This is a genomic window from Yunchengibacter salinarum (genome assembly GCF_037658235.1).
GTDB classification, from domain to species: Bacteria; Pseudomonadota; Alphaproteobacteria; order Sphingomonadales; family Kordiimonadaceae; genus Yunchengibacter; species Yunchengibacter salinarum.
Genome location: NZ_JBBJLN010000001.1, coordinates 350,683 through 368,569, shown reverse-complemented (window position 1 = coordinate 368,569; position 17,887 = coordinate 350,683). Strand labels below are relative to the sequence as shown.

Below are 17,887 nucleotides of genomic sequence, written 5' to 3'. Positions count from 1 at the left end.
CGGGTGATTGATCTTGGCCTCGGTCATGCCCATCTGTACCATCAGGCCATCATCATCACAGCAGGCTTTTTGCCCCATGACCCTTACGGACCTGACCAAGCGCAACCAGGATATTTTCCGCCGCATCGTGGAAACCTATCTGGATAGTGGCGAGCCGGTGGGGTCCAAGACCATTGCGCTGGGTGACGGGATATCCGTGTCCCCCGCCACGGTGCGCAATGTGATGCGGGATCTGGAGCGGGCGGGCCTGCTGGCGGCACCCCACACATCCGCCGGGCGGATACCCACCGATACCGGGCTTCGGCTGTTCGTGGATGGCCTGATGCAGGTGGGCAACCTGTCCGCGCGGGACCGGGCCGCCATTCGCGGCCACTGTGAGGCCACCGGGCGCAGCATGGAAGACCTTCTGGGGGAAGCCACCAAGGCGCTTTCCGGTCTGTCCAATCTGGCCAGCGTGGTGATGGTCCCCAAGGAGCATCGCCGGGTGCGGCATATGGAATTCGTGTCCATCGCGCCGGATCGGGCGCTGGTGGTGCTGGTGGGGGAAGACGACAGCGTGGAAAACCGGCTGGTGTCTTTGCCGCCGGGGTTGCCATCCAGCTCGCTGGTGCAGGCGAGTAACTATCTGTCATCGCGGCTGGCGGGCCATACGTTGGAAGAGGCCACCCGGCTGGTGAATCAGGAGCTGTCCACCCGCAAGGCGGAACTGGATCAGCTTACCAGCAAGGTGGTGGAAGAAGGGCTGGCCGTCTGGTCCGGCGAGGAGACGGAAGAAGCCTCCCTGATCGTTACCGGTCAGGGCCATCTGCTGGAAGATGTGCGCGCGGTGGAGGAACTGGAGCGTGTGCGCCAGCTTTTCGATGAACTGGAGCGCAAGCGGGACCTGGCCCGCCTGCTGGAACTGGCCCGTGAAGGGGAGGGCGTTCGGCTTTTTATCGGGTCCGAGACCAAATTATTTTCGCTGTCGGGTTCATCTCTGGTGGTCTCTCCTTATATGAGAGGCGACAGCAATGAGCTTGTCGGGGTGATCGGTGTGATCGGCCCGACCCGGTTGAATTATGCGCGGGTGATTCCGATGGTCGATTACACGGCCCGGACACTCTCCCGCTTGCTGGGCTGAGCGCCCGGCAGGACAGATCAGGTAAACGAGGCATGTCGATGGATAACGAAAAGGATACCGGCGAGAACAGGGCCGCCCACGAGACCGACCCCAAGGCCCACAAGGATACGCATGATCTTGAGCAGGCCGCCGCCGATGCCATGCGGGACGAGGCGGGCATGGGCGATGCGCCCGATGCCGACGCGAACCCCGACGATGCCGAGGGCATGGTGGATGCGGGTGCCGATGTGGTGGCGCTGCAAAACGAGGTGGCCGAGCTGAAGGACCGTATCCTGCGGGAGCGGGCGGAGATGGAAAATCTGCGCCGCCGCACGGAAAAGGAAAAGGCCGACGCCAATGCCTATGGCATCACCAAATTCGCGCGGGACATGCTGTCCGTGGTGGATAATCTGGGCCGGGCCATGCAATCCGTGCCGGAAAGCGTGCCGGACGACGTGAAGCCCCTGGTGGACGGCGTGGAAATGACCCAGCGGGAGCTGGTGAACACGCTGGAAAAGCATGGCATCACCCAGGAAGTGCCGGAACCCGGCCAGAAGATGGACCCGAACAGGCATCAGGCCATGTTCGAGGTGCCCACGGACGAACACCCCGCGGGCAGCGTGGTGCAGGTCATGGGCGTTGGCTATATGATCAAGGATCGGTTGCTGCGCCCGGCCATGGTGGGCGTGGCCAAGCCCCAGTCGGGGCCCCAGTCCGGCGAGACCAAGGTGGACACCAAGGCCTGATCCGCTTTAACGCGCATGGAAAAGCCCGGCCACCGCGCGGTGCCGGGCTTTTTTCATGGATTGATGCGATCCGGTGGATCAGGCAGCCAGCGCCCTGTCGATCAGGGCGATGGTTTCCTGTGTGCCATAGAGCGCGATGAAGCCGCCCATGCGCGGGCCCTGGCTCTGGCCCAGCAGGGTTTCATAGCAGGCGCGGAACCAGTCCCTGAGATTGTCGAAACCCGCATCCTTGCCGGCGGAAAACACCTCGGTCATGATCGTTTCCGGGTCATGCTCCCCTTCGCCCAGCGCTTTCAGCCGGGATTTCAGGTTTTCCAGCGCCTCCCGCTCCTGCGTATTGGGGGCGCGGAACGCCTTGGTGGGCTTTACGAAATCATGATAATAGCGCACCGCGTAATCCATCAACCGGTCCAGTTCCGGGTATTGCTCGGCGGTGGCGCCGTCCACATAGCGGGAAACAAAGCCCCACAGTGTTTCCTTGTCTTCCGCATTGGCGGCGGAAACCAGGTTGAGCAGCAGGGCGAAGCTCACCGGCAGGTCATAGCGCGGCACTTCGGACCCATGAATGTACCAGGCCGGGTTCTTGAACTGGTCCAGCGGTTCCTGCTCGTGATATTTGGCGGCGAAGGTGTAATATTCGTCCACCGCCTTGGGAATCACGTCGAAATACAGCTTCTTGGCCTTTTTCGGGGACTGGTACAGATAGACCGACAGGCTTTCCGGGCTGGCATAGGTAAGCCATTCTTCCATGGTTACGCCATTGCCCCTGGATTTGGAGATCTTCTCCCCCTTGTCGTCCAGGAACATTTCATAGGAAAAACCTTCCGGCGGCCTGCCGCCCAGAATGCGCCGCACGGTGGATGACAGCTTCACGCTTTCCATCAGGTCCTTGCCCGCCATTTCATAGTCCACGTCCAGCGCGTCCCAGCGCATGGCCCAGTCCACTTTCCACTGGCATTTCACCTTGCCGCCGGTGACGGTGGTTTCCACCCGTTCTCCTTCGGAATCCTCGAAGGCGATCAGGCCGGTGTCCGCGTCCAGCAGGGTTACGGGCACCTGCAATACCACGCCGGTCTTCGGGCAGATCGGCAGGAACGGGCTGTAGGTCTTTCGCCGCTCCTCCCCCAGTGTGGGCAGGATCACATTGATGATGCGCTCATAATTCTGCGCGATGCGGATGAGCGTGTCGTCGAACCGGCCACTGTGATAACAGTCAGTGGCGGACAGAAAGTCGTATTTAAAGCCGAAACCATCCAGAAAGCGGCGCAGCCGTGCATTGTTGTGCGCGCCGAAACTTTCATGTTCTCCGAACGGGTCCGGCACCTGGGTCAGGGGCTTGCCAAGGGCCGCTTCCAGCTTGTCCCGGTTGGGCACATTGCCGGGCACCTTGCGCAGGCCGTCCATATCGTCGGAAAAGCAGATCAGCCGGGTGGGAATGTCGCTCAGCGCCTTGAAGGCGCGCATGACCATGGTGGTGCGCGCCACTTCCGCAAAGGTGCCGATATGCGGCAGGCCGGATGCGCCATAGCCCGTCTCGAACAGCACATAACCCTTGTCCGGCGTGGTGTTGTTCACCCGTTTGAGCACCGCCTCCGCTTCCTTGAAGGGCCATGTATTGGCTTGGCTGGCGAGCTCACGGTTGGCGGTCATGGGAGTATCCTGTTCGCTGGGGTGTTTCCGGCGTTCGCGCGGGTGATGGAACCTATGGCAGCGGCGGCCAAAAATCAAGCTGGCCACGGCCTGTTCGGGCGGGACATGGCCGCGATGGCTGAAGACCTTGGCCGGTTTGCTCTGGTGAGGGTGCGCTCGCTGGATTATGGTTCGGCTCATGCGTGATCTGATTGTTGAAGCCGCCGCCGAGGATGCGGACCTGTCCTTGCTGCCGGTGATGGACGTGACCATCGGCGGCGCCACCCGCCTTGCAGGCGACGGCACCCTTGAGACCCTGAGCCTGAACGCCGCCGCCGACGCCATGGCGGAGGGCCCCCATTTGTGCGTTCACCGGCTGCGCACCGGGCGCCTGCTAGGGCTGAACGCGCTGGTGGCCCATGATGTGCTGGAACTGTTCGCCTTTGCCCGGCCCGCGCGCCCCGCCCTGCCCACGCTGAAAGGTCTGGCGGAAGCGCTGACGCTGGATGCGTCGCTGGAAACCGGCGCCGAGCGCTGCGGCGCCATTCGCACACTGGCGGCCCGGCTGCTGGCGGACATGGCCAGCGAGACCTATCGCTATCATGCCGGGGCGCGGGATGTGGCGGTGATGATGGCGCAGGCGGGCTGGCCGTGGGGGCCGCTGGTGATACAGGCGTTGGACCGGCGCGCGGGCAACCGGGACGGGCAGGGGGAAAACGGCCTTGCCACCTGGCTCAGGGTGCCGGAATGGCAGGATGATGCCCCGCCCCCGCCACCCGGCGACGCGCCCGTGGCACCGGAAGACGCCCAGAACCGCCTGGCCCGGATACTCGGCAGCGGGTCCGAGGAGCGGCCCGGCCAGCATCGCTATGCGGGGGCCGCCACCCATGCGTTCCGGCCCCGTGAAATGGCGGACGGGCCCAATATGCAGCTTCTGGAGGCGGGTACCGGCACCGGCAAGACGCTGGGATATATCGCGCCCGCCAGCTTATGGGCGGAAGCCAATGATGCGCCGGTCTGGCTGGCCACCTATACCAAGAATCTGCAACGGCAACTGGATCAGGAACTGAGCCGACTGTACCCGGACCCGCGCACCAAGGCTGCCCGCGCCGTGATCCGCAAAGGGCGCGAAAACTATGCCTGCCTGCTGAATCTGGAAGAAACCACCCGCGCCGTGTTTCAGCGCGCACGGGTGGAAAGTGGCCTGGACCGGGACCGGGTGCTGGTGGGGCTGGTGCTGCGCTGGGCGCGCTTCACCCGCGACGGCGACATGATCGGCGGCGATTTTCCCGCCTGGTTGAAGGGGCCGTTCGGGGTCAATCGCATCAGCGGCCTGACCGACCGACGGGGGGAATGCCTGTATGCCGCCTGCCCCCATTATCGACGCTGCTTCATCGAGCGGGCGGCGCGCAAGACCCGCCATGCGGACCTGGTGGTGGCCAATCATGCGCTGGTGATGGCACAGGCCGCCACCCGGCCCGACGGCGACCCGGACCTGCCCCTGCGCCTGGTGTTCGACGAGGGGCACCACCTGTTCGATGCCGCTGACAGTGCCTTTGCGGTGGCCCTGAGCGGCAGTGAGGGGGCAGAGCTTCGCCGCTGGCTTCGGGGCAAGGAGTCGGGCGGCACGACACGGGCGCGGGGGCTGAAAAACCGGCTGGAAGAGCTGGTCAGCGGCGATCAGGAGGCGGTGACCCTGCTGGAACAGGTCATGGCCGAGGCGCGCCAGCTTCCGGCGGATAACTGGCTGTCCCGTCTGGCGGGCGGCGCCCCCATCACCGCCTATGAGACCTTTCTGACCCATGCGCGCGGCCATATTCTGGCGCGGGCGCGGGATGCGGGGCCGTATTCGCTGGAAGCCGCCCTGACCGATCCCGCCCCGGCTTTGGTGGAAAGCGCGGACCAACTGCGGCGCAAGCTGCACCCGCTTGGCCGGGCGCTGACGGCCCTGTCGGCCCGGCTCAAGGGGCTGATGGATGAGCAGGCCGACACGCTGGACAGCAGCGACCGCGGGCGCCTGGAAGCGGCGGCCCGTTCCCTGACCCAGCGGGCGGAACTGGTGCGTCAATGGTGCCATATGCTTCAGACCATTGGCCCCGATGATGCAGCGGATGGCACCGTGCAGGGCGACGGCCCGGCCATGGTGGATTATCTGGAACTGGATCGGATCGCGGGCAAGGATCGGGATGTGGGCCTGTTCCGCCATTATGTGGACCCCACCGAACCGCTGGCCCGCACCGTGTTCGACAAGGCCCATGGTGTGCTGGTCACCTCGGCCACCCTTCGGGACCGTGTGGACGGGGCGGCGCTGGAACAGGAAGAAGCCGATCCGCCCCGATCGGAAATGGATCAGGCGCATATGGCCCGGCCACAGGCGCATCGGGCGGCGAGCCGGGAGGCATCCGGCTGGGGTGCCGCCGACAGCCGCACCGGCGCGCAACACTTGCTATCTCCCGCGCGGCGGCTCAGCGTGCCGAGCCCTTTCGATTATGCCCGCCAGACCGAAGTGATCATTGTGGGCGATGTGAACAAGCAGGACCCGGATCAGGTGGCCGCCGCCTATCGTGCCCTTTTTATGGCGTCCGGGGGCGGTGCGCTGGGCCTGTTCACGGCCATCAGCCGATTGAAGGCCACCTGGAATGCCATCGCGCCGGACCTTGAAGCGCGCGGCCTGCCCCTGCTGGCGCAACATGTGGACCCGATGGACACGGCCACGCTGGTGGATATTTTCCGGCTTGAGGAAGATGCCTGCCTGCTGGGCACTGATGCCGTGCGCGACGGGGTGGACGTGCCGGGCCGGGCGCTGCGGCAGATCGTGTTCGACCGGGTGCCCTGGCCGCGCCCCACCCTGCTGCACCGGGCGCGCCGGGCCGCCTTTGGCGGGCGGGGCTATGACGAGATGCTGACCCGGCTGAAGCTGGCGCAGGCTTTCGGGCGCCTGATCCGGCGCGCTGACGATCGGGGCGTGTTCGTGCTGTTGGATGGCCGCACCCCCACCCGCCTGCTGGATGGCCTGCCCGCGGGTGTGCCGGTTCACCGCCTGGGCCTCAGGGATGCGGTGGCGCGGGTGGCCGCCTTTCATGATCCCGGTTCTGGGCATTCCGTCTCATCGGGCGGGTGAAGGTTTGCGTCTGCCCGTTCACCTGTTAAGACTGCTTTCAAACACGTCTGGCGAACCGTTCGGCGGGTTCGGTTCAAATTTTTCAGGGAGCCTTGTCATGTCCACCATTTCTCAGGAAACCGCGTTGGTCTATGTGATGGTGGTGGCCGCCGCGTCGGACGGGGATATGTCGGAAAGCGAAATCACCCGGATGACCGGGCTGGTGGGATATCTGCCCGCTTTCCGCGACTATAATGTGGAACGGTTGCGAGCGGACACGGATAGCTGCATCGAGATGATGTCCTCGGAAGAAGGGCTGGATGCGGCGCTGGGCCTGATCATGGAAGCGATACCGGAAAGCCGCTATGATCTGGTGTATTCGCTGGCATGTGAAGTGGCCGCCAGCGACAGTGAACTGACCCAGGCGGAACTGCGCCTGCTGGAAATCATCCGTCATACGCTGGGGGTGGATCGGCTGACCGCCGCCGCGCTGGAACGGGGTGTGGCGGCCCGGCAGAAAAGCCTGAATCAGGACTGAGCCGAGCGGGCCGGGGCCGTTTTTCCGTTTCGGACCCCGTTTTCGCGCCGCTACAGCGCATCCTTTGCAAGGGCGCTTTCGGGCGGTTCGGGCAGGTCTTTCAGGTCCAGCGTATCCGCCACCTTGTCGTGCTTTTCGATGTCGGGAAAGGCGCTGGCGGCCTCGATCGCATCGGCAATGCGGGTTTTCTTGCCGCTGGCCAGCGCTTCCTTCAGTTTCCGGGCCTTGCCGCGGACAATCTTCAAAAGAGCGGTGTGTGCCGGTTTTTCCAGCATGGTGTTCAGGTGGCTTTCCGCTATCATCTGTTCCACCGGGCCGAGCCGGGCCAGAAACTTGCAGTATTCCAGCATGAAGGGCCCGTCCACCGACCCCTTTTTCAGGGCCGTTTCAAAGAATTCGTGCGCCTTTGATGGCCGCGCCCCCAGAACCAGCCGGGCCATGAAGCCTTCCTTGCTGACTTCCGCGTGCCATCCGGCAAGGGCGCCCCAGGGGTCCGGGTGATCGGGATAAAGCTGCACCAGTGTTTTCAGGTGGTCCTTTGCGGCATCGGCATAGCCCGCCTTCTTGCGGCGTTTGCCTTCGAATCCCACCGCCAGCGCCAGCGACAGCTTGCCCACCAGGTGGGTGGGCTCCTTGATGACGGCGTTTTCGCAATCCCGGATCGCCTGATGCAGAATGGTGACCATTTCCGGGCCCTCGGTCTGCCAGCCGCCCCGGATCAGGCCGCTGCGACAGGCCAGGGACAGCCCGTCCGCCGTGTCGCTGGCCCGGCCCAGATCGGCGGCTGTTTCGAATGCGCCCGCGTCAAACGCCGCCTGCGCGCGGGCAAGCCGATCATCCGCCCTGGCCGGAAGGGATGCGAGCATCCCCAGCATCAGCGCTGTCAGTACAAGGTTTTTCATGGGGGCACTATGCCGGTTTTAGGCGGCCGCGACAATGGCCCTAACCCCGCCAGAAGGCAGGCGAGATCAGCACAAGTACCGTGAACAGCTCCAGCCGCCCCAGAACCATGGCCAGGGACAGAGTCCATTTCGCCAGATCGGAAAAGGCCCCGATGTCGCCGGTTGGGCCAACGCCCACATTGGTGATCGTGATGACCGCGCTGAACAGGGATTCCTTGAATCCAAGTCCCGTCATGGACAAAATGAAAGTGATCGCTACTAGAATTGCAAAAAACAATAATATGAAAATGAATATCGAGTTTTCTACGCTGTTGTCAATTTTTCGTTTGTTATATTTCGCTATGAAAAGTCCGTTCGGTGCCACAATCTTATTAGCTATTTTAGCCATTTCCTTGAATACAACAATAAACCTGAAAATCTTTATCGCCCCGGACGTGGACCCGGCACAGGCTCCAATAAGGGAGACAAACAAAAATACAATGGTTGCGAAGCTTCCCCATGAAAAGTAATTGGTGTTGGTAAGCCCTGTTGTCGTAAGAACTGATATGATATTGAAAGTTCCATACCTGAAAGACTCAAATAAGGTATAATTATTATTGTAATAAAGCCAAAGTGTCATTAAGGCAGAAAGAAAGACAATAACACCAAAAAACACCCTTACCTGCTCATCCCGCCAGAAGACAGCAGGGCGGCCCCGTATGAGTTGCAGGATCAACAGAAAAGGTAGCCCCCCCAGGATCATGAAGGTCAATATGGTCATGTCCACCGCCGCGCTGTCGAAATGGCTGATGGAAGCGTCATAATTGGCGAAACCGCCGGTGGACACGGTGGACATGGCATGGCTGACGGCATCAAAGGCACCAAGGCCGAGAAAGATCAGGATCAGGGCACACAGCGCAGTCAGGCTGACATAAATACTGGTGATCGCGCCAACGATCTGGCGGGCGCGGGGCAGGATCTTTTCGGATGTATCGCTGCTTTCCATGCGAAAGATCTGCATACCGCCTTCCTGCAACATGGGCATGATCGCCACCATCATCACCACAATGCCGAGCCCGCCGAGCCAGTGCAGCAATTGCCGCCACAGCAGCAGGCCCGGCGGGCTGTCATCCAGGCCGCTGAGCACTGAGGCGCCGGTGGTGGTAAGCCCGCTCGCGGCCTCGAAATAGGCGCTTGCGAAATCCAGCGCGCGGGCGGAAAAAACCAGCGGCAGGGCGCCGAAGGCGGGCAGGATGAACCAGGCCAGAATGGTCAGCAGAAAGGCCTGCCGCAGGCTCAGCACCGTTTGATAGCCGCGGGTGGCCAGCACCATCATCCCGCCCAGTGTCCCGGTCAGGGCCATGGCCGCCAGAAAGACCCGCCAGTCTGGGTGGCCGGCGATCAGATCCGCCAGAACCGGCAGGGCCATGGTGGCGCCCATCAGTGTGATCAGAATACCGACCACATGAAGAACGGGGCGCAGATCCGGGATGGAAAGGGTCATGACCGGGCGCCGTCAGTTGATGCGGGTGGTCTGGAACGGGCTGTCCAGGGAAAAAGTGGGGACGGTCACGGTGAAGCGGCTGCCATCCTCCGCCCGCATACCATAGCTGCCGCGCATGAAGCCGGTGGGCGTGTCCAGCGGGGTGCCACTGGTATAGACGAATGCCTCACCGGGATCGATGACCGGCTGTTCACCGATGACGCCTTCGCCTTTCACCTCGTGCTCCTCGCCCAGACCATTGGTGATGATCCAGTGGCGGGTGAGCAACTGCACCGGCGTGGGCCGTTCATTGTGCAGGCGGATGCGATAGGCCCACACATACTGGCCCGTGTCCGGCTCGCTCTGGTCCTCCAGGAAATAGCTCTGGACCGCGACCCGCACGCCGTCGGTTTCTTCCTCGAAGGTCATTACGCCGTTGATCAGGTCTTCGCTCATGCAGTCTGTCCTTTCCGCCGCCCTGGTCCCTGCCCGGAGTTTCGCTCCGGGGCGCGCATTCTGCTCATGCCTCAGTCAAGGCCCGCCGCATCCAGGGCGGTATGCAGATCGTCCAGCAGGTCTTCGACCGCTTCCAGCCCGATGGATAGCCGGATCATGCCCGGCGTGATGCCCTGTTCCAGCCGGCTTTCTTCCGCCACCGCCTTGTGGGTGGTACTCCAGGGATGGGTGGCGATCGACCGGCTGTCCCCCAGATTGTTGGAGATATCGAACACCGTCAGATGGTTCAGGAACCGGAACGCCTGATCCCGCCCGCCCGGCAGATCGAACGTGACCAGCGTGCCGCCGCGGCGCATCTGCTTGTCCGCCAGCGCCTTTTGCCCGAACGTGTCGAGGCCCGGATACCGTGTGCTTTTCAGTCGCGCGGCCAGGCTCTTGGCGATATGTTCCGCGTTATCGGTCATGGCGTCCACGCGCGGCGCCAGGGTTTCCAGCCCTTTCAGCATGACCCAGGCGTTGAACGGGCTCATGGCGCAGCCGGTGTGCCGGTAAAAGGGAAAGAGATGCTCCTCATCAAAGGCGGCATCGCACAGCACCATGCCGCCCAGGCACCGGCCCTGACCGTCAATATGCTTGGTGGTGGAATAGGTGACCACATCGGCCCCGAACGCCATCGGATTCTGATAAAGCGGGCTGGCGAACACATTGTCCACCACCAGCCGGGCGTCGTGTTCATGGGCCAGCGCGGCCAGTGCCGACAGGTCGGTCAGCTCCAGCGTGGGATTGGTGGGGGATTCGCAGAACAGCACCCGTGTTTCCGGGCGGATGGCCGCTTTCCAGGCGTTCACGTCCTTGCCGTCCACCACGGTGGTCTCGATGCCATAGCGGGGCAGCAGATTGTCCATCAGCCAGCGGCAGGAACCGAAAGCCGCCCGCCCGCCGACCAGATGATCCCCGGCCTTGAGCTGGCACAGCAGGGCGGCGGTCATGGCGGCCATGCCGGTGGCGGTGGCGCGGCCCACCTCGGCCCCTTCCAGCGCGGCCATGCGGTCTTCCAGCATGGCAAGGCTCGGATTGGCCTGACGGCTATAGGTAAACCCCTCCGCCCGGCCATCGAACCGGGCTTCGGCTTCTTCCGCGCTGTCATAGGCGAAGCCACTGGTGAGATACAGCGCTTCCGACATTTCGCCGAAATTGCTGCGCCGGGAGCCGGTGCGCACCAGCTTGGTTTTCTGCCGCCAGTTCGGGCGCCCGGCTGGCTTTGAAGGAGACTGTGTCATAGATATTTCCGCCAAGAGCGATGGGATGAGATGCGGGCTTCAAGCGGCCCCGACCCTCAACCTGACCCGATGGCGGGGCGCGGTCAAGCGGTCTCGGCCCGGCATGTTTTCACGCTTGCATTTGGCCCGTGCCTTGCTATTCTCCGCCCGCTTTTGATCATGCGGGTGTAGCTCAGTGGTAGAGCACGAGCTTCCCAAGCTCGGTGTCGAGGGTTCGATTCCCTTCACCCGCTCCATTTCTTCCGCAATCGCTCCATCCGTTTGCCGCAATGTTTCGTCCGGCCCGTTCGTATGGGTCCATCGCGTGGCGGCCCCTTGCGCATGGCCTGCTGTCTGCTATTTCTATGGCAGGAAAAGCCTTGGTCAAAGGCTGTATCAGGCAGGAAAGGGCGCTTCATGGCTGTCACCATCTGGCACAATCCCCGTTGCAGCAAAAGCCGGGAAACATTGAAACTGCTGGAAGACAAAGGTGTTCATCCCGATGTGCGGCTTTATCTGGAAACCCCGCCGGACGAGGCGGAAATCCGCGATATTCTGGGGCGTCTGGGGCTGAAGCCGCGCCAGTTGATGCGCACGGGCGAAGCCGCCTACAAGGATCAGGGCCTGAAGGATGTCAGCGATGATGACGCGCTGATTCGGGCCATGGCCGAAACACCCAAACTGATCGAACGCCCGGTGGTGATCAATGGGCCAAAGGCGGCGCTGGGCCGCCCGCCGGAACGGGTGCTGGACATCTTTTGATCGGTCGCCGCCTCAGGCGCCGGGCCTGCGCGCCGGGGCAAAAGCCCGCCGCACAAGGCGCCGCCACACCAGCGCTTGCAGGCCACCGCGCAGGCCCATCAGCACCAGAACAGCCGTCCACAGGCCCGACAACCCGAAATGCTGGGTCAGCGGAAACAGGATCGCCAGATAGACCAGCGTGGCCCCCGCCATGGTCAGCGCCATGGCGCGGCTGGCGGCAAGGGCGATGAAAATGCCGTCGAACTGATAGCACCATACGGCCACCAGCGGCATGGCGGCCATGATCGGCATGGCCGTGGCCAGCGCGGCGCGCACGTCCGCCACATCGGTCAACGCGCGCCCGATGGCCATTCCGAATCCGCCGAAGATAATCGTATAGACGAGGGATGCGGCGATGGCCCACTGAAACCCGGCCTGCACGACTTTATCAAACTGGCGACGATCCCGCGCCCCGGCGGCGGCCCCGGCGAGCGCTTCGGCGGCATAGGCAAACCCATCCAGCCCCAGGCTCAGCAGCATCAGGAAAGTGTTCAGCACATGGCTTGCGGCCAGTGCGGCGGCGGATATCTGCCCCGCCTGCCGGGTGACCAGGCTGAGCGCCGTGATCAGCAGCAATGTGCGTATGAACAGCCAGGCATTGACGGCGAACAGGGCGCGAAAAGCGTTCAGGCGATAGGTGGCACGCTCTTTCAGGGCCGCCACAAGGCGCCCACCCCCCAGCGCCTGCACCGTCAGATACAGGCCCATCAGCGCGGCGATCCATTCCGCGATCAGCGACCCCAGCGCGATCCCGCTGACCCCCATGGACAAACCCAGCACGAAAACGAGATTGAGCGCGCCATTGGTCAGATTGAGCACCAGATGCAGCAAAAGGGCGGTGCGGGCCCGTGCCAGGCCGATCAGCAGGCCATTGAACACATAAAAGGCCAGTTGGGCGGGCGCCGACCAGATGCGAATGGCCATATAGTCCCGCATCAGGGGGCGCACCGCTTCCGGTGGTGCCAGGGCGGCCATCCCCGCCGTCATGATGACAGTCTGGAACAAAAGAATCGTGCCAGACAAGATCATCGACAGGATCAGCGCACGCAACAACAGCCGGTTCAGGCTGTCCATATCCCGTCGGCCATGGGCGCGGGCGGTCAGGCCGGTGGTGCCCATGCGCAAAAAGCCGAAGGCCCAGTAAATGAAGCTGAATACCGTCGCCCCGGCGGACACGGCGGCCAGATAGCGCGCCCCCGGCAGATGGCCGATGACCCAGGCATCCACCAGCCCCACCAGCGGGGCGGCGGAATTGGCGATGATGGCCGGGCCGGCAATGGCCCAGATGCGCCGATGGGGGCTGTGCGCCGTGGTTTGGTTCGTATCAGGCATGGGGGTGGTCGGGCATGGCTGTCACGCCCGGCGATCCGGGCGACCCACGCTCACATAGGTAAAGCCCTGGGCAGCCGGGTCGCCGCGGCCATAAATATTGCGCAGGTCGATCAGCAGGGGGGCTTTCAGAAGCTCCGCGGCGCGCTTCAGGTCCAGCGCGCGGTACTGGTTCCATTCGGTCAGGATCACCAGCGCGTCGGCCCCTTTCATGGCTTCATACGGATCGTCCAGCAGGGTGGTGCGGGGCAGCAGGGGGCGGGCCTCGGCCATGCCTTTGGGGTCATGGGCGCGCACCGTGGCGCCCGCCGCTTCCAGCGCGGGCACGATGTCCAGGGCCGGGCTTTCGCGCATGTCATCCGTGTTGGGTTTGAAGGTCAGGCCCAGAAGCGCGATGGTCTTGCCCGCCACATCGCCGCCACAGGCGCGGATGATCTTGTCGGCCATGCCGTGCTTGCGCGTATCATTGCTGGCGATCACGGTGCGCACAATGGACATGTCCACGCCCAACTGATCCGCTGAATGCACCAGCGCCCGCGTGTCCTTGGGGAAGCAGCTTCCGCCATAGCCGGGCCCGGCGTGCAGGAATTTCGGCCCGATGCGATTGTCCAGCCCCATGGCCTTGGCCACTTCCTGCACATCGCCGCCCACCGCCTCGCACAGATTGGCGATTTCGTTGATGAAGCTGATCTTGGTGGCAAGAAAGGCGTTGGAAGCATATTTGATCACTTCCGCCGTTTCCCGGTTGGTGAAGACCACCGGCGTTTCGTTCAGAAACAGGGGCCGATACAGTTCCCGCATCACCGCTTGCGCCCGCTCGGAGGCGGTGCCCACCACCACCCGGTCGGGGCGCATGAAATCCCCGATGGCGGAGCCTTCGCGCAGAAATTCCGGGTTGGAGGCCACGTCGAACAGCGCCGGGTCCAGCTTTTCACCCAGCCGCCGGGTCAGTTCCACGCCGGTGCCCACGGGCACGGTGGATTTGGTGACCACCACCGTATAATCCCGGATCAGACCGGCCAGTTCGTCCGCCACCGCATAGACATATTGCAGGTCCGCATGGCCGTCGCCGCGCCGGGACGGGGTGCCCACGGCGATGAACACGGCTTCGGCACCGCGCACGGCGGCGGCCAGGTCGGTGGAAAAGGCCAGCGTGCCCGCCGCCCGGTTCCGCTCTATCAGGCCATCCAGGCCGGGCTCGAAGATCGGCACCTCGCCCCGGTTCAGGGCCGCGATCTTATCCGCGTCCTGATCCACACAGGTCACATCGTGCCCGAATTCGGAAAAACAGGTGCCGGAAACCAGCCCCACATACCCCGTTCCAACAACTGCAATGCGCATGTCGCGTCCGTCCTTTTCCGCTCTGCCGGTTCTGGTCCGACACACCCAGTTGAGTGCCCGGTGAGCGCGCAGTGAACTGAAAATGATCCCGGTTGTCCATCATGAACAACGACCGTGTGGGGGTGCGGGCGCGCTTTACGGGCCGGTGCGGCAGGGCCTGCGCCGGTGGCGGGCGCACAGCTTTCAGCCCTGCGCGGCGGCTTTATACTTTCATGAAGGGATTGATCACCCAGCCCAGCGGGCCGCTGAATTTCAACGGTGCATTCAGCACCGCCATGCACAGGCAGCCCATGCGGGCGTCGGCTTCGGGCTGGTGGGTATCGTCATGGTCGTTGCAGACCAGATCGCCCCGGTCCACGCGCATGGCGCCATCGTCATAGGCGCCGTCGATCACCAGTGTATATTCCCGGCCACTGTGGGTATGGCTGGGAATACGGCGACCCGGTGCGATTTCCAGAAGGCTGGCGCGATACCCCTGGGCGGCGAAGTTCAGGCGAAATTCCTTCACGCCGCCGCCAACGGATCGCCATTTGCCCGCGCCCTTGCGCACATAGGGCCAAAGCGGTTTCGGAACCCGGCGATACACCGGATCATAAGCGGTATTCGGGTCTTCTTCCAGGCTGTTGGCCGTGGCCTGGCTCGGCGGTGGACTTCCGGGGTCGGTATCGATCCGGGACAGGATGGATTCCAGGGCCGTATCGGATACGGGCGCCGGGTCCACGGACTCCAGAAAGCGCCCGCCGACGGACATCAGCACGTCCTTCTTGACCCGCGCTTCCTCATTGATCGCCACATGGGCCGATACCATCACGTCCAGCGGTTCGGGCAGAACGCCGGTTGCATGATCCAGCAAGAGTGTATTTGCGACGTCGTTGACAACCACGGCTACTCTTTCTCCATAAGGCCCCGGAGCCGCGTAATGGCCAGCCGGATGCGACTTTTCACGGTTCCAAGGGGCAGACCCAGTTCATCCGCCACCTGGCTATGGGATTTTTCTTCCAGAAAGGCTTTCTGGATCACTTCCATCTGGTCCGGTGGCAAAGTTTTCATGCGATCGCTCAGAACGCCCAGCTCCTGATTGACCGCCACGCTCTGGTCCGCGCCTTCCTCGGTGGTTTCCTCATGAATGAAATCCTCCGCCGTGAAAGCGGGCTTTCTTTCCCGGCGCAGATAGTCGATCCGCTTGTTGCGGATAATGGTGAAAATCCAGGTGGACGGCGATGCCTTCTGCCGATCATAGGAATAGGCCTTGCGCCAGACCGCCACCATGGCTTCCTGCATGATTTCCTCCGCCGCGTCCCCCGACAGGCCACCGCGCATGGCAAAAGCCTTCAGCCGGGGTGCAAAATGCCTGAACAGTCTGGCAAAGGCCGCGCGATCCCTGTCCTGGGCGATGGCGGTGATCAGATCGGCGTGATCCGGTGCATCCAACAAGGTCAAATGAGTCCCCCTTCGTCGCGGTGCGCCCCGTTGTTCCGGCGCCCTTTCCGCAAGGGTCTCAGTAGCATGATTCGATGCCGGATGCGATAACCGCACGGACCTTTCCCCCTTGTTGTGCTGATCATATTTACGATCACTGGAAATGACCGGATCACTCACAGCCTCGTGTGCCCGACTTTTCAGGCATGACTCCCTCAACCGGACCTGCTATTATCGCGGGCATGAGTATCGGTGATGGTCTGAGCAGTCTGGGTCCGCCATTGCCTTCCTTGACCCGGCCGGTGATACCGGAACAAACGGGTGAAGCGGGTAATGGCACAGCCGCCTCGCGCGATGGGCGCGGGCGGCTGCCTGTTGGCCTGTTCGCGGACGAAAGCCGCGACGCCGGTTCCCGCGCGCCCGGCACTCAGGGGTCCGGCACTCAGGGGTCCGGCACTCAGGGTTCTGCTTTTCAGGGGTCCGGGGACCGGGCCAATGGTCGGCCCGGTCAATCCGGGCAATCGGGTCTGTCGGGCGGGGCCGGTTCGCTGGGTGGTGCCAGTGCCGTGGCGGCGCAGGAAAGCGGCGCCAGACCGCTGACCGATCAGGCCGGCCCGGCACAGGCTGGCCCGGCACAAGCTGGTCAGGCACAGAATGAGGGCGCCGAGGCACTCCCCGCTGAGGGCGCGGAAGCCTCAAATGACCCCAATGACCTGACCGAAGCGGAACAGGAGCGCGTGGAAGAATTGCGGGACCGGGACCGCGAAGTCCGCGCCCATGAGGCAGCCCATGCCCGTGTGGGCGGGCAGTTTGCCAGCGCGCCGCAATTTGAATTCGAACAGGGCCCCAATGGCCAGCGGTTCGCCGTGGCGGGCAGTGTTTCCATCGATACATCCCCCATCGCCGGGGACCCGGAAGCCACGGCCCGCAAGATGGAAGTGGTGCGTCGCGCCGCGCTGGCACCGGCGGAGCCATCGTCGCAGGATCGGCGCGTGGCCGCCAAGGCCCAGGCGGAAGCACAGCAGGCCCGCGCCGAGGCGGCCCGGCAGTCCAATGATGGCCCCGCCGATCAGGCCGGGGAGGGCGAAGAGGCCCAGGATGGCGCGCCTCGGAATGATGCCCCCCAGAACGGCGCGCCCCAGAACGGCGCGCCCCAAAACGGGCAGGCGGAGCGGGCAGGCGGCGCCAATGCCCAGGGCGTTACTCAGGGTGTTACTCAGGGCGTTGCGCAGGCCATCCGCCCCGGTTTCGATGGGCCGGAAAGCCCTGATGCCGCAGAAAGTGCGCCCGAAAGTGCCCCCGGAAGTGCACGGGACAACACCAATGCCTTCGCGCGGGGCGCGGCTTCTGAGGGAGCCATTGACGGAATCGCCAACGCCTTTGCCGCCGATCAGCGGGCAGCAAATGGTGGCGCGGGCGTTTCAGCCGACTTTGCCGCGGCAAACGCCGTGGCCGACGTGGGCCGGAGCGGTGCCGGGGGTGCCGTCAGGGACGGTGCCGGCATGGCGGCCTTCAGCCGCGCCAGCGAAGCCTTCAACCGCGCCGCGGAAATCGCCGGTGCTGGCAGTGGTGCCAATACGGGCCCGGCCACAGCGGGCATCGCCGCCGATGGCCCCGGCAATGGGGCGCGTGCCGGTGCGGATACGGCGAGTGTCGGGGTTCAGCCCTTTGCCGGTGGCGTGGCCCGGCTCGCTCTTGGGTCCGGCGGGGAAGATGGCGGCGCCGGTATCACGCGGCGCCTCGACCTCAGCGCCTGACCGGCTGTCAGCCGATCACCTCCAGCCATATCAAATGTCATGAATTTCC

The 17,887-nt window shown here is 63.8% G+C and carries 15 protein-coding genes and 1 tRNA gene; 7 read left to right on the top strand and 9 right to left on the bottom strand.

The features are described from left to right. Positions 1-76 precede the first annotated feature (76 nt). A complete protein-coding gene (hrcA, locus tag WGH93_RS01715) occupies positions 77-1,120 on the top strand; it encodes a heat-inducible transcriptional repressor HrcA (RefSeq protein ID WP_374763112.1) in 1,044 nt (347 codons plus the stop codon). 32 nt (positions 1,121-1,152) lie between these two features. Next, positions 1,153-1,845 (top strand): nucleotide exchange factor GrpE, encoded by a 693-nt coding sequence (gene grpE, locus WGH93_RS01710; protein ID WP_374763111.1) that lies wholly within the window; start codon positions 1,153-1,155, stop codon positions 1,843-1,845. Positions 1,846-1,923: 78 nt separating this feature from the next. Here the strand turns inward: grpE and WGH93_RS01705 are convergent, their stop codons facing one another. Then, entirely contained in the window at positions 1,924-3,495 is a 1,572-nt protein-coding gene (locus tag WGH93_RS01705; RefSeq protein WP_374763110.1) for a lysine--tRNA ligase, read from the bottom strand. 178 nt (positions 3,496-3,673) lie between these two features. On the opposite strand from WGH93_RS01705, the gene WGH93_RS01700 reads away from it, so the two are divergent. Together WGH93_RS01700 and WGH93_RS01695 are read left to right on the top strand one after the other, a co-directional pair. Then, positions 3,674-6,595: an ATP-dependent DNA helicase gene (locus tag WGH93_RS01700; RefSeq protein WP_374763109.1), complete on the top strand. Its 2,922-nt coding sequence runs from the start codon at positions 3,674-3,676 to the stop codon at positions 6,593-6,595. A gap of 97 nt (positions 6,596-6,692) precedes the next feature. Next, complete coding sequence (locus tag WGH93_RS01695) at positions 6,693-7,112, top strand: tellurite resistance TerB family protein (RefSeq protein WP_374763108.1); 420 nt, start codon at positions 6,693-6,695, stop codon at positions 7,110-7,112. Positions 7,113-7,162: 50 nt separating this feature from the next. Here WGH93_RS01695 and WGH93_RS01690 read toward each other — a convergent pair whose 3' ends face one another. The 4 genes from WGH93_RS01690 to WGH93_RS01675 all read right to left on the bottom strand — a co-directional run bounded on the left by WGH93_RS01690 (position 7,163) and on the right by WGH93_RS01675 (position 11,212). Beyond that, a complete protein-coding gene (locus tag WGH93_RS01690) occupies positions 7,163-8,014 on the bottom strand; it encodes a hypothetical protein (RefSeq protein ID WP_374763107.1) in 852 nt (283 codons plus the stop codon). A 40-nt stretch (positions 8,015-8,054) separates the two neighbouring features. Further along, positions 8,055-9,497 carry a TrkH family potassium uptake protein gene (locus tag WGH93_RS01685; RefSeq protein WP_374763106.1) on the bottom strand — a complete coding sequence of 481 codons (1,443 nt, stop codon included), beginning with the start codon at positions 9,495-9,497 and terminating at the stop codon, positions 8,055-8,057. 12 nt (positions 9,498-9,509) lie between these two features. Next, positions 9,510-9,932: a Co2+/Mg2+ efflux facilitator ApaG/CorD gene (apaG, locus tag WGH93_RS01680; protein WP_374763105.1), complete on the bottom strand. Its 423-nt coding sequence runs from the start codon at positions 9,930-9,932 to the stop codon at positions 9,510-9,512. A gap of 71 nt (positions 9,933-10,003) precedes the next feature. Continuing rightward, entirely contained in the window at positions 10,004-11,212 is a 1,209-nt protein-coding gene (locus tag WGH93_RS01675) for an aminotransferase class I/II-fold pyridoxal phosphate-dependent enzyme (protein WP_374763104.1), read from the bottom strand. 161 nt (positions 11,213-11,373) lie between these two features. Between WGH93_RS01675 and WGH93_RS01670 the strand changes: the two genes are divergently transcribed. Both WGH93_RS01670 and arsC read left to right on the top strand, forming a co-directional pair. Beyond that, positions 11,374-11,448 (top strand) — tRNA-Gly (locus tag WGH93_RS01670). Positions 11,449-11,608: 160 nt separating this feature from the next. Further along, positions 11,609-11,953: an arsenate reductase (glutaredoxin) gene (arsC, locus tag WGH93_RS01665; protein WP_374763103.1), complete on the top strand. Its 345-nt coding sequence runs from the start codon at positions 11,609-11,611 to the stop codon at positions 11,951-11,953. A 12-nt stretch (positions 11,954-11,965) separates the two neighbouring features. Here arsC and WGH93_RS01660 read toward each other — a convergent pair whose 3' ends face one another. From WGH93_RS01660 to WGH93_RS01645, 4 genes are all read right to left on the bottom strand, one after another. Continuing rightward, positions 11,966-13,324, bottom strand: a complete 1,359-nt coding sequence (locus WGH93_RS01660) for an MATE family efflux transporter (protein ID WP_374763102.1) — start codon at positions 13,322-13,324, stop codon at positions 11,966-11,968. Positions 13,325-13,345: 21 nt separating this feature from the next. Then, positions 13,346-14,662: a UDP-glucose dehydrogenase family protein gene (locus WGH93_RS01655; RefSeq protein ID WP_374763101.1), complete on the bottom strand. Its 1,317-nt coding sequence runs from the start codon at positions 14,660-14,662 to the stop codon at positions 13,346-13,348. Positions 14,663-14,864: 202 nt separating this feature from the next. Beyond that, positions 14,865-15,545 (bottom strand): ChrR family anti-sigma-E factor, encoded by a 681-nt coding sequence (locus WGH93_RS01650; RefSeq protein WP_374763100.1) that lies wholly within the window; start codon positions 15,543-15,545, stop codon positions 14,865-14,867. A gap of 2 nt (positions 15,546-15,547) precedes the next feature. Next, positions 15,548-16,102: a sigma-70 family RNA polymerase sigma factor gene (locus WGH93_RS01645; RefSeq protein ID WP_374763099.1), complete on the bottom strand. Its 555-nt coding sequence runs from the start codon at positions 16,100-16,102 to the stop codon at positions 15,548-15,550. A gap of 281 nt (positions 16,103-16,383) precedes the next feature. Between WGH93_RS01645 and WGH93_RS01640 the strand changes: the two genes are divergently transcribed. Beyond that, positions 16,384-17,838 carry a putative metalloprotease CJM1_0395 family protein gene (locus WGH93_RS01640; protein ID WP_374763098.1) on the top strand — a complete coding sequence of 485 codons (1,455 nt, stop codon included), beginning with the start codon at positions 16,384-16,386 and terminating at the stop codon, positions 17,836-17,838. Positions 17,839-17,887: the final 49 nt, after the last annotated feature.

Coding starts and splice junctions, on each gene's coding strand:
- hrcA (WP_374763112.1), top strand. CDS start 77: ATGACCCTTACGGACCTGACCAAGCGCAACCAGGATATTTTCCGCCGC.
- grpE (WP_374763111.1), top strand. CDS start 1,153: ATGTCGATGGATAACGAAAAGGATACCGGCGAGAACAGGGCCGCCCAC.
- WGH93_RS01705 (WP_374763110.1), bottom strand. CDS start 3,495: ATGACCGCCAACCGTGAGCTCGCCAGCCAAGCCAATACATGGCCCTTC.
- WGH93_RS01700 (WP_374763109.1), top strand. CDS start 3,674: ATGCGTGATCTGATTGTTGAAGCCGCCGCCGAGGATGCGGACCTGTCC.
- WGH93_RS01695 (WP_374763108.1), top strand. CDS start 6,693: ATGTCCACCATTTCTCAGGAAACCGCGTTGGTCTATGTGATGGTGGTG.
- WGH93_RS01690 (WP_374763107.1), bottom strand. CDS start 8,014: ATGAAAAACCTTGTACTGACAGCGCTGATGCTGGGGATGCTCGCATCC.
- WGH93_RS01685 (WP_374763106.1), bottom strand. CDS start 9,497: ATGACCCTTTCCATCCCGGATCTGCGCCCCGTTCTTCATGTGGTCGGT.
- apaG (WP_374763105.1), bottom strand. CDS start 9,932: ATGAGCGAAGACCTGATCAACGGCGTAATGACCTTCGAGGAAGAAACC.
- WGH93_RS01675 (WP_374763104.1), bottom strand. CDS start 11,212: ATGACACAGTCTCCTTCAAAGCCAGCCGGGCGCCCGAACTGGCGGCAG.
- arsC (WP_374763103.1), top strand. CDS start 11,609: ATGGCTGTCACCATCTGGCACAATCCCCGTTGCAGCAAAAGCCGGGAA.
- WGH93_RS01660 (WP_374763102.1), bottom strand. CDS start 13,324: ATGCCTGATACGAACCAAACCACGGCGCACAGCCCCCATCGGCGCATC.
- WGH93_RS01655 (WP_374763101.1), bottom strand. CDS start 14,662: ATGCGCATTGCAGTTGTTGGAACGGGGTATGTGGGGCTGGTTTCCGGC.